Origin of the sequence: Streptomyces sp. NPDC058195, from assembly GCF_042883525.1 — a bacterium.
Taxonomy (GTDB): Bacteria; Actinomycetota; Actinomycetes; order Streptomycetales; family Streptomycetaceae; genus Streptomyces.
Map to the genome: position 1 here is coordinate 82,135 of NZ_JBHVVM010000015.1, position 15,161 is coordinate 97,295.

General features: G+C 73.5%; 13 protein-coding genes. 9 read left to right on the forward strand and 4 right to left on the reverse strand.

What is annotated here, in order from left to right; genetic code table 11:
- Nucleotides 1-15 precede the first annotated feature (15 nt).
- The 4 genes from ACFVWY_RS19985 (at nt 16) to ACFVWY_RS20000 (ending at nt 5,730) form a co-directional block, all read left to right on the forward strand.
- A complete protein-coding gene (locus tag ACFVWY_RS19985; protein ID WP_389874002.1) occupies nt 16-567 on the forward strand; it encodes a beta-class carbonic anhydrase in 552 nt (183 codons plus the stop codon).
- 242 nt (nt 568-809) lie between these two features.
- Nucleotides 810-1,859 carry an AAA family ATPase gene (locus ACFVWY_RS19990; protein ID WP_389874004.1) on the forward strand — a complete coding sequence of 350 codons (1,050 nt, stop codon included), beginning with the start codon at nt 810-812 and terminating at the stop codon, nt 1,857-1,859.
- Nucleotides 1,859-3,247 (forward strand): DUF58 domain-containing protein, encoded by a 1,389-nt coding sequence (locus tag ACFVWY_RS19995; protein ID WP_389874007.1) that lies wholly within the window; start codon nt 1,859-1,861, stop codon nt 3,245-3,247. Before ACFVWY_RS19990 ends, ACFVWY_RS19995 begins: the two co-directional genes overlap by 1 nt.
- Nucleotides 3,244-5,730, forward strand: coding sequence for a DUF3488 and DUF4129 domain-containing transglutaminase family protein (locus ACFVWY_RS20000; RefSeq protein WP_389874009.1), 2,487 nt, complete (start codon nt 3,244-3,246; stop codon nt 5,728-5,730). The genes ACFVWY_RS19995 and ACFVWY_RS20000 overlap by 4 nt, the downstream gene beginning before the upstream one ends.
- A 177-nt stretch (nt 5,731-5,907) precedes the next feature.
- On the opposite strand, the gene ACFVWY_RS20005 is transcribed toward ACFVWY_RS20000, so the two are convergent.
- The 3 genes from ACFVWY_RS20005 to ACFVWY_RS20015 all read right to left on the reverse strand — a co-directional run bounded on the left by ACFVWY_RS20005 (nt 5,908) and on the right by ACFVWY_RS20015 (nt 7,979).
- Complete coding sequence (locus ACFVWY_RS20005; RefSeq protein ID WP_389874011.1) at nt 5,908-6,297, reverse strand: DUF3040 domain-containing protein; 390 nt, start codon at nt 6,295-6,297, stop codon at nt 5,908-5,910.
- A gap of 292 nt (nt 6,298-6,589) precedes the next feature.
- A complete protein-coding gene (locus ACFVWY_RS20010) occupies nt 6,590-7,348 on the reverse strand; it encodes a class I SAM-dependent methyltransferase (protein ID WP_389874014.1) in 759 nt (252 codons plus the stop codon).
- Between the two features lie 103 nt (nt 7,349-7,451).
- Entirely contained in the window at nt 7,452-7,979 is a 528-nt protein-coding gene (locus ACFVWY_RS20015; protein ID WP_389874017.1) for an SAV_6107 family HEPN domain-containing protein, read from the reverse strand.
- A 166-nt stretch (nt 7,980-8,145) separates the two neighbouring features.
- Here ACFVWY_RS20015 and ACFVWY_RS20020 point away from each other — a divergent pair, with 166 nt between their 5' ends.
- The 5 genes from ACFVWY_RS20020 to ACFVWY_RS20040 all read left to right on the forward strand — a co-directional run bounded on the left by ACFVWY_RS20020 (nt 8,146) and on the right by ACFVWY_RS20040 (nt 14,203).
- Nucleotides 8,146-8,967, forward strand: coding sequence for an ATP-binding cassette domain-containing protein (locus ACFVWY_RS20020; RefSeq protein WP_389874018.1), 822 nt, complete (start codon nt 8,146-8,148; stop codon nt 8,965-8,967).
- Nucleotides 8,939-11,026: a YhgE/Pip family protein gene (locus ACFVWY_RS20025; protein WP_389874021.1), complete on the forward strand. Its 2,088-nt coding sequence runs from the start codon at nt 8,939-8,941 to the stop codon at nt 11,024-11,026. The genes ACFVWY_RS20020 and ACFVWY_RS20025 overlap by 29 nt, the downstream gene beginning before the upstream one ends.
- A gap of 29 nt (nt 11,027-11,055) precedes the next feature.
- Entirely contained in the window at nt 11,056-11,667 is a 612-nt protein-coding gene (locus tag ACFVWY_RS20030; RefSeq protein WP_389874023.1) for a TetR/AcrR family transcriptional regulator, read from the forward strand.
- Nucleotides 11,668-12,034: 367 nt separating this feature from the next.
- A complete protein-coding gene (locus ACFVWY_RS20035; RefSeq protein WP_389874025.1) occupies nt 12,035-12,655 on the forward strand; it encodes a DUF4126 domain-containing protein in 621 nt (206 codons plus the stop codon).
- A gap of 30 nt (nt 12,656-12,685) precedes the next feature.
- The gene (locus tag ACFVWY_RS20040; RefSeq protein ID WP_389874028.1) at nt 12,686-14,203 is read left to right on the forward strand and encodes a phytoene desaturase family protein; all 1,518 of its coding nucleotides are present in this window, start codon (nt 12,686-12,688) and stop codon (nt 14,201-14,203) included.
- A gap of 31 nt (nt 14,204-14,234) precedes the next feature.
- Here the strand turns inward: ACFVWY_RS20040 and ACFVWY_RS20045 are convergent, their stop codons facing one another.
- Nucleotides 14,235-15,143, reverse strand: coding sequence for a hypothetical protein (locus ACFVWY_RS20045; protein ID WP_389874031.1), 909 nt, complete (start codon nt 15,141-15,143; stop codon nt 14,235-14,237).
- Nucleotides 15,144-15,161: the final 18 nt, after the last annotated feature.

A 15,161-nucleotide genomic window follows, 5' to 3' on the forward strand; every position in this document is an offset into this window, starting at 1 on the left:
ACTAACGTCATAGCTATGTCGACTTCCGCTTCCACGCACTCCCCCGCCGCTGGTCCGGCCCGCACCACGGGTACGGTCACCGATCGCCTCGTCGAGGCGAACGCCCGCTACGCCACTGGTTTCGAAGATCCGGGCATGGACGCCAAGCCCGTCCTGCGCGTCGCCGTGGTCGCCTGCATGGACGCCCGGCTCGACCTGCACGACGCCCTCGGCCTGGCGCTCGGCGACTGCCACACCATCCGCAACGCGGGCGGCGTGGTCACCGACGACGTGATCCGCTCGCTGACCATCAGCCAGCGGGCGCTCGGCACCCGCAGCATCATCCTGATCCACCACACCAACTGCGGTCTGGAGTCGATCACCGAGGAGTTCCGCCAGGAGCTGGAGGCCGAGGTCGGCCAGCGCCCGGTCTGGGCGGTCGAGGCGTACAAGGACGCCGACCAGGACGTACGGCAGTCGATGCAGCGTGTGCGCACCTCACCGTTCCTGCTGCACACCGACGATGTCCGCGGCTTCGTCTTCGACGTGACCACCGGACTGCTGCGCGAGATCTTCCCCGCCTCCTGACCCCGGCGCCCCTCCGCAGGAGCCAGAAAAACCCATCGAAACCGGCATATCGCCTCCACTTGTCCGCAGGCGAGTGACACGAAGCCGCAACGGCAACAAGAATGCCCGTGTGGCATCCCGCCGGGCGTTCCCGGCCGGGGCGCCCGTTTTCGGGGTGGGCCGGGAACGCCGTGTGCGTCCGGCCCGTGAATTCGGGGAACCCCGGCTCCTTCGTGGGCACGGGGCAGGGCCGAGGAGGGCCGGTGACGACCTATGACGATCGAGCGAGCCTCACAGATCTGACCACGACCGCGGAGCGGGTGCGCAGGTCGGTGGAGAGCGTGATCGAGGGCAAGCCCGAGGTCGTACGGCTTTCGCTGACCGTGCTGCTGGCGGAGGGGCACCTCCTCATCGAGGACGTGCCCGGGGTCGGCAAGACCATGCTGGCCAAGGCGCTGGCGCGGTCGATCGACTGCTCGGTGCGGCGCATCCAGTTCACGCCGGACCTGCTGCCGTCGGACATCACCGGCGTGTCCATATTCGACCAGCAGCGGCGTGACTTCGAGTTCAAGCCCGGCGCGATCTTCGCCCAGATCGTGATCGGCGACGAGATCAACCGTGCCTCGCCGAAGACGCAGTCGGCGCTCCTGGAGTCGATGGAGGAGCGCCAGGTCACCATCGACGGGCACAGCTACGAGCTGCCCGATCCGTTCATGGTGGTGGCCACCCAGAACCCGGTGGAGATGGAGGGCACCTATCCGCTGCCCGAGGCCCAGCGCGACCGGTTCATGGCGCGGGTGTCGATCGGCTACCCGAGCGCGGAGGCCGAGTTGCGGATGCTCGACGTGCACGGCGGGCTCTCACCGCTCGACGACCTCCAGCCGGTGGCCCACGCCCACGACATCGTGAAGCTGATCGACGCGGTGCGCACGGTCCACGTGGCCGACGCCGTGCGGCAGTACGCGGTGGAGCTCGTCGCGGCCACCCGCAGCCATCCCGACCTCCGGCTCGGCGCCTCGCCGCGGGCCACCCTGCATCTGGTGCGCGCGGCGCGGGCCTCCGCGGCGCTGAGCGGCCGGGACTACTGCCTGCCGGACGATGTGCAGGCGCTGGCGGTCGCGGTGCTCGCACACCGGCTGCTGCCCACGGCCCAGGCCCAGCTGAACCGTCGTACGGCCGAACAGGTGGTGCTGGAGATCGTCCAGCAGACACCGGTCCCGACCGCCAGCGGCGGCGTCACCCAGGCCCGGACCCCGCACCAGCCGGGCGGCCCGGCGTACGGGCGGCAGCAGCCCGGCGCACGGCGGGTGTGATGGCCGCCGGGGGGCCGGCCGCGATGGACGACGGTGACGAGAAGGGCGGTCTGCGGACCGCGCTGGGCGGGCTGACCACCCGGGGGCGGTCCTTCCTGGCGGCCGGGATCGCCGCGGCGGTCTGCGCCTACGTGCTCGGGCAGGCGGATCTGCTGCGGGTCGGGCTGCTGCTCTCCGTGCTGCCGCTGCTCTGTGTGATGGTGCTTGTCCGCACCCGCTACCGGGTCACGGGCACCCGGCGGCTCACGCCGTCCCGGGTACCGGCGGGCACGGAGGCGCGGGTCCATCTGCGGGTGGAGAACGTGTCGCGGGTGCCCACCGGCCTGCTGATGCTTCAGGACCGGGTGCCCTACGTGCTCGGGCCGCGCCCCCGGTTCGTGCTGGACCGGATGGAGGCGGGCGGCCGCCGTGAGGTGTCCTACCGGGTGCGGTCCGATCTGCGCGGGCGCTATCCGCTGGGGCCGTTGCAGCTGCGGCTGAGCGATCCTTTCGGGATGTGCGAGCTGACCCGTTCGTTCAGCGCGCACGACACCCTGGTCGTCATTCCGCGGACCGAGCCGCTGCCGCCGGTGCGGCTGGCCGGCGAGGCCCCCGGGTACGGCGAGGGACGGCAGCGTTCCCTGGCGCTGGCCGGGGACGACGACGTCATTCCGCGCGGCTACCGGCACGGGGACGATCTGCGCCGGGTCCACTGGCGTTCGACCGCACGGTACGGCGAGCTGATGGTGCGCCGCGAGGAGCAGCCGCAACGGGCCAGGTGCACGGTGCTGCTGGACACCCGGCGCCACGCGTATCAGGGGGCGGGGCCCGATTCCGCCTTCGAGTGGGCGGTGTCCGGGGCCGCGTCCGCGCTGACGCACATGCTGGAGCGCGGTTTCGCGGTCCGGCTGCTGACCGACGACGGGACCTCGGTCCCGGGCGAGGGGACGGGCGGCTTCGCCGGGTCCGCACAGGAGTCCGCCGAACAGGCGGGGCTGATGCTGGACACCCTGGCGGTGGTCGGCCACTCCGGGGGCGGCGGCCTGTCGCGCGCGTACGACGTGCTGCGCGGCGGCAGCGAGGGGCTGCTGATCGCGTTCTTCGGCGATCTGGACGAGGAGCAGGCGGCGGTGGCGGCGCGGATGCGCCAGCGTAGCGGCGGCGCCGTGGCGTTCGTCCTGGACAGCGCCGACTGGGGGCAGGGCGATCTCCCGCCCGCGGGGTCCGGGACGGCGTCCGAGGAGCGGCTGCGGCTGCTGCGGGACGCGGGCTGGACGGTGCTGGCGGTGCGGCCCGGGACGGGACTGGCCGACTACTGGCGGCAGGCCGGGCACCAGGGGGCGGAAAGGGCGTCGGCGTGGCCCGTCGCCGGAGGCGGTACGACGGGTTTCTCCGGGGGATGGTCATGAGCGGTCGTGGTCGGCTGGCGCTGTGCGCCTTCGCGGCGACACTGATGGCGGCGGCCTCGATGCTGCCGCTGGTCGAACCGGCCGGGTGGATTCTGCAGGCGGCGTTCCTGCTGGCGGTGCAGAGCGGGACCGGGGCGCTCGTCCGCCGGGCGCCGGTGCCGCGTGCGGTGGTGATCGCGGCGCAGGCGCTGGTCACGCTGACCGTGGTGACCGTGGTGTTCGCCCGTACGCAGGCGGTGGCCGGTCTGCTGCCCGGCCCGGAGGCGGTCCAGCGGCTGGCCCAGCTGCTGACCCTGGGTGCCGAGGATGTCGGGCGGTACGCGGCCCCGGCTCCGGTGACGGACGGCATCCGGCTGATGCTGATCGGCGGGGTGCTGCTGGTCGGGCTGGCCGTGGACGCCCTCGCGGTGACGTTCCGCAGCGCGGCCCCGGCCGGTCTGCCTCTTCTGGCGCTCTACTCGGTGGCCGCGGGGCTGTCGGGGGGCGGCGCGGACTGGCTCTGGTTCCTGCTGGCGGCCGGAGGCTACCTGCTGCTTCTGCTGGCTGAGGGGCGGGACCGGCTCTCGGCGTGGGGACGGGTCTTCAGCGGTGCGGCCGGACGGCCCGCGGGCGGCCCGGCGGTCGGTGCGGTGCTGTCGAGCGGGCGGCCGACGGCGCCGGTCCGGACCGGGCGCCGCATCGGTGCGCTGGCGCTGGGCGTCGCGCTGCTCGTCCCGGCGGCGCTGCCCGCGCTCGACGGCGGGCTGCTGTTCGGCACGGGCGGCAGCGGGAGCGGCAAGGGGGGCGGCACCATCTCGGCGGTGAACCCGCTGGTCTCGCTTCAGGACAACCTGAACCAGCCGGAGAACCGTGAGGTGATGTCCTACCGCACCGATTCGGCCTCCTCCTCGGCCTTCTACCTCCGCATCCTCGCGCTGGACCAGTTCACCGGGAGCGAGTGGCGGCCGTCCACGCGCCGTCTGCGGGACGTACCCAAGCGGCTGCCCGGCCCGGAGGGCCTGGCCTCCGGCGTGGCGGCCGCGGAGATCCGGACGAACTTCTCCGCGTCGCCCTCCTACCGGCAGACCTACCTGCCGCTCCCCTACCCGGCGACCGGGGTCCGGATCGACGGACGCTGGCGGTACGAACCGGCGGGCCGGACGCTCGTCGGTGACCGGGGCCAGACGACCGGCGGTCTGCAGTACCAGGTCTCCAGCCTGGAGGTGGAACCGACCGCCGAGCAGCTCGCGGCGGCGGGCCCGGCCCCGGCGGCCCTGCTCCGCGAGTACACCCGGGTGCCCGGCTCGCTTCCGGAGGTGGTCGCCACCACCGCGGACCAGGTGACCAGGGGCGCCGCCAACGACTACGAGCGGGCGGTGAGGCTCCAGGACTACTTCGCCTCGGACGGCGGCTTCACGTACGACACCTCGGTGAACTCGGGCACCGGGACCGCGGCGATCACCCGGTTCCTCAAGGACAAGCAGGGCTTCTGCGTCCACTTCTCCTTCACGATGGCCGCGATGGCCCGGACCCTGGGCATACCGGCCCGGGTCGCGGTGGGCTTCGCTCCCGGCACGGTGCAGCCGGACGGGTCGGTCTCGGTGGGGCTGCGCGACGCGCACGCCTGGCCCGAGCTGTACTTCGAGGGCGCCGGGTGGACCCGTTTCGAGCCGACCCCGACGCGGGGCAGCACCCCCGCGTACACCCAGCAGGACACCGCCACGGGAGATGTGGAGGCCCCGGCGCGGCCGGAGCAGGGTGCTTCGGCCGCCCCTTCGGCCGCGCCGTCCGTCCCGGACAGCTGCCCGGCGCAGATGCGCAAGCAGGGCGAGTGCGGGGCTGCGGCGGCGCCCGGGGTGGTGCCGCCGACCAGCTCCGGGACGCCGGCGGGCACCGTTGCCGGGCTCGTCCTGCTGGGCGTGGTGATCCTCGCGCTGCCCCTGCTGCCGTCGCTGTGGCGGCTGCGGGCCCGCAGGCGTCGGCTGAGCCTCTTCTCCCGGCGCACGGTGTTCCAGAGGCGGGGTACGCCGGACAGGGGACCGGATGCCGCGGCCGGGCCGGGCCGGCCACCGGCGGGTGCGGCGAACGCCACGCTCGCGGCCTGGCAGGAGCTCACCGACACCGCGTGGGACCACGGCATCGAGCCGGACGAGTCCCTGACCCCGCGCAAGGCGGCGACACGGGTGGTGCTGCTGGGGCGGCTGGAGGCCGACGCGGCCGACGCCGCGCACCGGCTCGCCGGAGCGGTGGAGCAGGTGCTCTACGCCCCGCACCCCCGGGCGAGCACCGGACTGACGGAGGACGTCGGGACGGTACGGGCCGGTCTGCGCGCGTCCGCCGACCGCCGCACCCGGATCCGGGCGGTCGTGGCGCCTCGTTCGGCCGTTCGGGTGGTCTGGGCGGCTTCGGACCGCTGGACGGCGACCACCGGCCGGTGGCGGGCGCGGTGGGCGCGGGTCCGGTGGACGGGATGGCTGCGCCGTCCTTCCCGTCAGGAGGGATGACGTCGGGCGTGCCGGGGCTGACGTGGTCCCGGCGCGCCCGGTGCCGCACCCGGCTTCGGACACCGCCCCGGGGCCCCGTCCCCTGCCGTACCGGGTCGTCCCCGGACACGCGTGAGGGGCGGCCGCGTCTTCCGCGGCCGCCCCTCACCCAAAGTCTCTGCCCGAGGGCCCGAGGGCCTACTGACCCTGCTCGTCGCGGCGGCGCTGCCACCGCTGCTCGATGCGGTTCATCACCGTACGGCGCTGCCTGGACCGGCCGCGCTCGCCGCCGCCCGCCGCCGGTTGCTCACCCGGTTTGGGCGCCTTGCGCCAGCCTGTGACCGCGAGGACCGCACAGCCCAGCATGACGAGGAACCCCACCACACTGATCCAGATCAGCGTGGTGACCATTCCCGCCATGAGGAGCGCGATTCCCACCAGGAAGCCTGCGACCGCCTGGTAGACCCGTCGCCGGGTGTACGTACGCAGCCCATTTCCCTCGAGCGCTGTCGCGAACTTGGGATCTTCGGCGTACAGCGCTCGCTCCATTTGCTCGAGCATTCGCTGCTCGTGCTCCGAGAGCGGCACGGAGTCCTCCTCGTCGTCGGCCGCGGGGGGCGGCCGGTATGCGGCCCTTCCAGGATAGGCAGGGATTCGCCCCCGTGAAACCCGCCTTCGTGCCCATCAGCCAGTCCGGGCCGCCACGACGGCTCGGCTGTCGAGGCGTTGATTCCCCGGCCTCCGATCCGTCATGCCGGATGGTGTCCCCCGATCATACGGGCAGAAGCCCCCGATCGGGGGGCCCGGTGCGTACTCCGTCTGCCGCTGCGTCGCTGATCAGCCGCACCGAGGCCGGTCAACCGCCCGAACCTGACCGTGGTCAGGAGCGCTTCGTGCCCAGGACGTGCAGCTGCGTCGCCACCGAGTGGAAGGCGGGCAGCTCGGCCACGGCGGCCTCCAGCTTGAGCAGGGCGTCCATGGCCCCGGGCTCCGTGTCCACCAGAACGCCCGGTACGAGGTCGGCGAAGACCCGGACGCCGTGGACGGCGCCGACCTCCACATCGGCCCCGGAGAGGAGCTCGGTGAGCTGCTCCGCGGTGTAGCGGTGGGGCACCGGGTCGCCCTCGCCCCAGCGGCCCGACGGGTCGGCGAGCGCCTGCCGGGCCTCGGTGAAGTGACCGGCCAGCGCCCGCGCCAGGACGGCGCCGCCGAGCCCGGCGGCGAGCAGGCTGAGCGCGCCGGACGGGCGGAGCGCCGCCACCGCGTTGCGCACGCCCTCGGCGGGGTCGTCCACGTACTCCAGGACGCCGTGGCACAGCACCGCGTCGTACCCGCCGCGCTCCACCACCTCGAACAGACCGTGGATGTCGCCCTGCACACCGCTGACCCGGTCGGCGACCCCGGCCTCCGCCGCGCGGCGCTCCAGCGCGAAGAGCGCGTTGGGACTGGGGTCGACGACGGTGACGCGGTGGCCGAGACGGGCGACCGGCACCGCGAAGTTCCCGGTGCCGCCGCCGGTGTCCAGGACGTCCAGGGCGTCCCTGCCGGTCGCCTTCACCCGGCGGTCGAGGGCGTCCTTGAGGACCTCCCAGACCACGGCGGTACGGAGGGAGGCGCGGGGGCGCAGCTGGTCCGTCACGGCAGATGACTCCTCGGCACGGTGCCGCCGGTGGCGGCGGAGCGTGAACAGCGCGGGTGGTTAAGAGCGCTTCCCACCCTATTGCCTCGCGCCGCCGCGGCCGTCATCCCGCCTCGGACCGCCGCCCACCCGCCTGCGGCGGCACCGGACGGAGCACCAGCATCCGTTCGACCAGGCGCAGGAACATCGCCGCGTCACGCAGCAGGTCGTCCGCGTCCCGCTGGCTGGCGGCGCCCGGGATCCCGGCTTCCGCGCGGGCCCTGCGGAGCGCACCCGAGGCGAACAGCGCACTCCATTCGGTCAGGTCGGGGGCTATCTCGGGCAGCACCTCCCAGGCGCTGCGGATCCGCTCCCGGCGCCGCCGGGACGTCTCCGGGCGGCCCCGCGCGGCGAGCACCGCGGCAGCCGTGCGCAGCGCCGCGAGGTGGGCGGTGGCGTACCGCTCGTTCGGCACATCGAGAACGGCGGCCTCATCGAGGCCCGCGCGGGCCTTGGCGAGAAGGCCGAGGGCGGCGGGCGGCGCCGGGGAGCGGCGCGGGACGGGATGGACATCGCTTGCCGGGCCGGTCAGTGAGGGGACAGGGCCGGTGGCGCGGCGCCGTGGCGCGGCGGCTGCGGACGAGTGGGCCATGACGAAACCTCCTGTCTCGTGTAACGGCTCCGTGGCCGTATGCATCCATCCTGAGGGGCACCACTGACAATTCCCCTGAATCGGTCTCCGGCCTGCGACTTTGCTTCACCCGCACGTTCGGGCTACCTTTTGAACTGACCAGTCAGTTCAAAACAAGGGGGGACCTGTGGACAGCCCGCACGGGGCATCCGTCACCGCCGAGAACCTCGGCCTCAAAGGACCGCGCGGCTGGGCCTTCCGCGGCCTGGACGTCGATGCCGCCCCCGGCGCGCTGGTCGCGATCGAGGGGCCGTCCGGCTCGGGCCGCACCTGCCTGCTGCTCGCCCTCACCGGACGGATGCGCCCCACCGAGGGACAGGCGAAGGTCGGCGGGCTGCGCCTGCCCCGCAAGATGGCCGCCGTACGCCGCATCGCCGCGCTGGGCCAGGTCCCCGGGGTGAGCGAGCTCGACCCGGCCTTCACCGTGACCGAGCACCTGCGCGAGCGGGCCCTGCTGCAGCGCCGTTTCGACGGCTCGCTGCGCGCCCTGCTGCGCCCGCGCGCGGAGCGGACCGCCACCGCGCAGGGGCGGATCGACGCGGCTCTGAAGGCCGCCGGTCTCGACCTCGGGACGCTGCCCAAGGGCGGAAGGACCTCCGTACGGGACCTGGAGCGGCTGGAGGCGCTGCGGCTCTCCCTCGCCCTCGCGCTGATCGGCGGTCCCCGGCTGCTCGCGGTGGACGACACCGACCTCAAGCTCTCCGACGCCGAGCGTGCTGCGGCCTGGGACCTGCTGCGGTCCCTCGCGGACGGCGGTACGACCGTCCTCGCCGTCTGCAGCCAGGCACCCGCGGACGCGGTCACCCTGCGCACCGAGGCCACCGCCACCCCGCGCGGCGCCAGCACCAGCACCAGCACCAGCACCAGCACCAGCACCAGCACCAGCACCGACGAGACCACGACCGAGAAGGGACCGGCCGATGCGTTCGCCGAGACTGGCCGCGCTTGAGCTCAAGCGTTTCGGCAGGGGGAAGCTGCCGCGCGCCGCGCTCGTCGCGCTGCTGCTCCTGCCCCTGCTGTACGGCGCGCTGTACCTGTGGTCCTTCTGGGATCCCTACGGCCGCCTGGACAAGATCCCCGTCGCCCTGGTCAACAACGACAAGGGCACCACCGCGGCGGGCAAGCGCGTCGCCGCCGGTGACGAGATCACGGGCAAGCTGCTGGACTCCAAGGTCTTCGACTGGCACGAGGTGAGCTCCGCCGAGGCCGGCAAGGGCGTCGAGGACGGTACGTACTACCTCTCGCTCACCATGCCGTCGGACTTCAGCAAGCGGATCGCGTCCAGTTCGGGCGGCTCCCCCGAGACCGGCGCCCTCCAGGTGCGGACCAACGACGCCAACAACTACATCGTCGGACAGATCTCCCGCACGGTCTTCTCCGAGGTGCGCACCGCCGCCTCGACCAACGCCTCGCGCACCTTCTACGACCGGATCTTCATCAACTTCTCCGATCTGCACAACGCGACGGAGAAGGCCGCCAAGGGCGCCGACGACCTCAAGGGCGGCATCGGCAAGGCCAAGAAGGGCTCGGAGGACCTCGCGGACGGGCTCAAGGACGCCAAGGACGGCAGCGACCGGCTGGCCGGCGGAATCGTCAGGCTGAACAAGGGCGCGAGCGACCTCGAGACCGGCTCCCGGCAGATGGCCGACGGCACCCAGCAGCTCGCCGACAAGGTGAACGGGGTGGCGGCCGACGTCCGCCCGTTCCTGAAGGACAACGGAAAGTCGATCGGCGACACCGCCCGGCTGGTCTCCGACACCGCGCAGACCGTGCAGGACAACCTCGACCTGCTGGTGAAGGCGGCGCCCACCGCGGCCACCAGCGCCCGTACGGCCTCCGACGACCTGGCCGACGTCTACCGCACCAGCTGCGTGGACGAGCCGGACCCCGACGCCGCCCTCTGCACTCCCCTGAAGCGCGCCAAGACCACCGCGGCCGATGTCGCCGACGTCGCCGCCGACGTGAACGTGCTGGTCACCAACCAGAACGGCGACCTGAAGAAGCTGAGCGCCCAGCTGACCACCCTCCAGCGGCAGGCCGACGACCTGGCCACCCGCGCCCCCCGTCTCGACGAGGGCCTGGAGTCCGCCGTCAAGAAGGTCAACGCGCTCAACACCGGCGCCCACAAGGTCGCCAAGGGAGCCGGTGACCTGCACACCGGCCTGGTCACGGCCAGGACCGGCGCCACGGACCTGGACTCCGGCGTGGGCAGCCTCAAGAAGGGCGCGACCAACCTGGACGGCGGGCTGATCCGGCTCGGCGACGGCTCGGCCACCCTCGCCGAGGGGCTCAACGACGGCGTCGGCAAGATCCCCGACTACGACAAGAAGGACCGCGACGCCCGCACCGAGGTGATGGCCGACCCGGTGCGGCTGGCCTCCCAGTCGCTGCACGCGGCCCCCAATTACGGGACCGGCTTCGCGCCCTACTTCATCCCGCTGTCCCTCTGGGTCGGCGCGATGGTGGCGTACATGCTGATCCAGCCGCTCAACCGGCGCGCGCTGGCCGCCGGGGCCTCCGCCTGGCGGATCGCCTTCGCGGGCTGGCTGCCGGTGGCCGCGATCGGGCTGCTCCAGGTGGGTGCCCTGATGGCCGTACTGCACTGGGCGCTCGGACTGGAGATGGCGCGGGCCGCCGGGACGGTGGGCTTCCTGGCCCTGGTGACCTGCTGCTTCGCGGCGATCGTGCAGTGGCTGAACGCCCGGTTCGGAGCCGCGGGCCGGATTCTCGTCCTGGCGGTGCTGATGCTCCAGCTGACCTCGGCCGGGGGCACGTACCCCGTCCAGACCAGCCCCGGTTTCTTCAACGCGATCCACCCCTACCTGCCGATGAGCTACATCGTCGACGGGCTGCGGCGGCTGATCACGGGCGGCGGCCTCGGCCCGGTCTGGCAGGGCAGCGCCGTGCTGCTGGCCTTCACCGTGGGGGCGCTCGCCCTCACCGCGCTGGCCGCGCGCCGCAAGCAGGTGTGGACCCTGGACCGGCTCCACCCGGAGCTGAGCCTGTGAGCACGCCGGAACCTGTGAGAATCGGGGGCATGGAAAGCAGCAGCACCACGCGTCGCCAGGCCACCCGGCAGAGGCTCTACGAAGCAGCCGTGACCCTCATCGCCGAGAAGGGCTTCTCCGCGACCACGGTGGACGAGATCGCGGAGCGCGCCGGGGTCGCCAAGGGCACGGTCTACTACAACTTCAAGAGCAAGACCGAGCTCTTCGAGGAGCTGCTGCGGCACGGCGTCGGGCTGCTCACCGCCTCGCTGCGCTCCGCGGCCGAGGAGACCGTGGAGCGCGGCGGCAACCGGGTCGAGGCCCTGGACGCGATGATCCGGGCCGGTCTGGTCTTCATCGACCGCTATCCGGCCTTCACCCAGCTGTACGTCGCGGAGCTGTGGCGCACCAACCGGGCCTGGCAGGGCACCCTCCTGGTGGTACGCCAGGAGGCCGTCGCGGTGGTCGAGGGAGTGCTGCGCGAAGGGGTGGCCCGGGGCGAGCTGAGCGAGGAGATCGACATCCCGCTGACGGCCGCCGCCCTGGTCGGCATGGTGCTGGTGGCGGCGCTGGACTGGCAGGCGTTCCAGCCGGAGCGCTCGATCGACGACGTGCACTCGGCGCTGTCGCTGCTGCTGCACGGCCGGGTCAGCGGACACTGACCCGCCGGTCCCGGCCCCGTACACCCGCGGCGCACGGGAAGGGCGCCGGTCCCGTGAGGCTCGATCCCCCCGAGCCTGCGCCGGACCGGCGCCCTTCGTCCTGCCGGAGAGCTTCCCCCGTGGCCTCGATCCCCCGTGGCCCCGCGCTCCCCGTCGTACTCCCCCGTTCCAAAAGGAGCGCCGCGGCCGTTCCGCCGCCCCGTGCCGGCGGTGCCGGAGCCGCGCTCCCTCCGTGGGCTCCACTCTTCCGTCCGCACCGGCACGAGCCCATCCGCGTACCTACTCATCTCCTCGCCTAGGTACAGGTACTCAGGACTGCGCACGGACCCCTCCCCGGGTGTCACACCCTCTGGTTACGATCACGTCCGTGTCCGTACTTCCCCTGGTGTTCACAAGTGGCTGGGCCAGCGGGATCAACGCCTACGCGGTGGTCCTGCTCCTCGGCGTCTTCGGCACGACCGGTCTGAGCGACGAGGTGCCCGCGGCCCTGCAGCGCACCGATGTCCTGGTGGTGGCCGCCGTGCTCTTCCTCTGCGAGGTGGTGGCGGACAAGATCCCGTACGTGGACTCGGTCTGGGACACGGTGCACACCGTGGTCCGGCCGGCCGCCGGTGCCGTGGTCGCCGCGCTGCTGGCCGGTGAGAGCGGTTCGCTGCCCGAGATCGCGGCCGCGGCGGTGGGCGGTTCCACGGCGCTGATGAGCCATCTGGTCAAGGCCGGGACCAGGATGGCGGTCAACTCCTCCCCCGAGCCGTTCAGCAACATCGTGGTGAGCATCGCGGAGGACCTGGGGGTCGCCGGGATCGTCACCTTCGCGATATTCCATCCAGTGGCGGCCGCGGTGATCGCGGGGGCGCTCCTGCTGGCGGGCATCGTGGCCGTGGCCTTCCTGGCCTCCAGGATCCGCCGCTTCCTGCGCCGCAGAGCCCAGCGGCGCCAGGAGAGACGGCTGGCCGGGACGGCGGGTTCACGCTGGCCGACGGAGTGACCGCCGGTGGCGGCCGTTAAGGTCACTGACATGGCACGTATTGCGGTGATCGGCGCGGGGATGGGCGCGATGGCGGCGGCGGCCCGGCTCGCCGTGGCAGGCCACCAGGTGACGGTGTACGAGCGGTCGCGGACCTACGGCGGTTCGCTGGGCCGGTACGCCCACGAGGGCTTCGCCTTCGACACGGGGCCGACGCTGCTGCATCTGCCCGCCGTCTACCGCGACCTGTTCGTGAAGACCGGCAAGGAGCCGCTGGAACGCTGCGTCGAGATGACCCAGGTCGATCCGGCGAGCCGTCATCTGTTCGCGGACGGCACGGTCCTCTCGCTGCCGAACGCCTCGCGGGCCGGGGTCGTCACCGCGCTCGACGGTGCGCTCGGCAGCGGGGCCGGGGCGGCCTGGGGGGCGTTCCTGGACCGGGCACGCGATGCCTGGGACCGCTCCCGCCGCCCGCTCCTGGAGGAGCCGCTGCGCCCCGACTGGCAGGTCCTCGGCCGTGACCCCTACCCCGCGCTCCGCCAGCGCCGTCTGCTGCGCCCCGCCCGGCAGGCGGCGACGGTCGCGGAGATCGGCGCGCGGGAGCTGGCCAATCCCCGGCTGGCCGCCCTCCTCGACGGGTACGCCCTGTCCTACGGGCTCGACCCCGCGCACGCCCCGGCGGCGGCGGCCCTGCTGCCGTACATGGAGGAGACGTTCGGCAGCTGGTACGTCTCCGGCGGCATGCGGGCCCTGGCGCGGGCGGTGTACGAGCGGTGCCTGGCCCGGAGGGTGGAGTTCGTCTTCGGCGCCGAGGTGGCCGGGGTCGTCGAGAAGGACGGCCGGGCGGCGGGCGTGGAGCTGGCGGACGGAACGGTCGCCGAGGCCGGACAGGTGGTGCTGGGAGCCCGGCCGTGGCCCGGCCTGGTGCCCGGTCAGGAGCCGTGGCGGGACGGTGACGTGCCCGTCGCGCCCCGGCCGGGCCAGGGCCTGGTGCCGGGCCGGTTCCTGGTGCTGCTCTCCCTGCGGGGGGCCCGGCCCGCGGACGCCGTGCACCGGACGCTGGTGCACCCGGGGGACGGCGCCGCGGAGCGCGCGGCGGTGTTCGGCGGCCGGACGGCCGAGCGGCCCACGGTGACGGTGCTGCGCCCGGACGATCCGTCGACCCGCCCCGACGGCGCGCACGAGGCGGTGACCCTGACGGCGACGGTCGCCCCGCACGGCCCGGTGGACTGGACGGAACCGGCGGTGCGCGAGCGGTACGCCGATGTCCTGATCGAGACGGCCGCCGCGGCCGTCCCCGGGATACGGGAGCGGCTGCTCCACGCCGAAGTGCGCACCCCCGCCGAGACGGCCGCCGACACCGGCGCCGAGGGCGGTGCGGTGCCCGCGCCCGCGCTGGCCGGGGCGGACGGCGCGTATCTGCACGCCGCCAACCTCACCCGGCTGCCGGGGCTGTACGCCGTGGGCGGCTGGTCGCACCCGGGCGGCGGGCTCGCCCACGCGGGCATGTCGGGGGCGCTGGTCGCCGGGCTCATCGTGGAGGGCGACGGCTTCCGCGGCTCGCAGTGACCGGCCGGGCGGGCCCGCCGCCCGGGGGCTGTCAGTAGCGGTACTGCTGCTCGTCGTAGCCGCTGCCGTTGTTGTAGCCGTTGGGGAACGGGGCGGGCGGCTGCTCCGGCGGCATCGGCGGGGCGTTCTCGCCCTCGCGCTGCTGGGGCACCCAGACGCCGCCCGGCGGGGTCTCGGCGCCGTACTGCTGGGCGTACGGATCGGCCGCGGTCTGGTCCGGCCGGCCGCCGAAGCTGTCGTAACCGTTGCCGAAGCTGTCGTACGTGTCGTACGGGGTGGCGCCGCCGGTGGTTCCGGTGCCCACGTACGGGTCGGAATAGGCGGCGTACTGCTGCGCCGTGCCGTAGTCGTACGGCCCGCCGAGCGGGTCCTGGCCCGCGTAGCCGTCCTGGCCCGGCGCGGCGTACGCGGAGGGGGCGGCGTACGGGTCGTACGCGGCGTACTGCGGCTGCTGCTGGGGCTGCGGCTCCTGGGCCTGCTCCGGGCCCCGCCGGTCGGAGTAGACGCCGTACTGCCCGGTGTCGTCCGGCATCGGCTCGGGTTCGTAGACCGCGGCCATCGTGGCCGTGGCATCCGTGTGGAGCGTGTCCGGACGCTCGCCGGTCACCTCCAGGTCCGAGACCTGGAGGGCGGGCCCGCGGCCCTCGCGTCGGCCGCCGCCCCGGCGACGGCGGCTCGCGCCGGGCTTGCCGCCTATGGCCCAGCCGGTGGAGAAGCCGCGCCGGAAGGAGAGCGTGACGTACGTCTGGCCGACCGCGAAGGTGATCGTGCCGAGGACGATGACGATGATCGATGGGATCAGCACACCCAGGACCACGCACCCGAAGCCGCCGAAGGCGAGCAGTCGCCAGCGCAGGCGCGCCTTGTACTGCAGCAGCACTTCGCCGAGCAGCCACAGCGCGACGATTCCGAACGCGATGTAGAGGACCGTCCAGCCCATGCCCGCCCCCTCCTACGG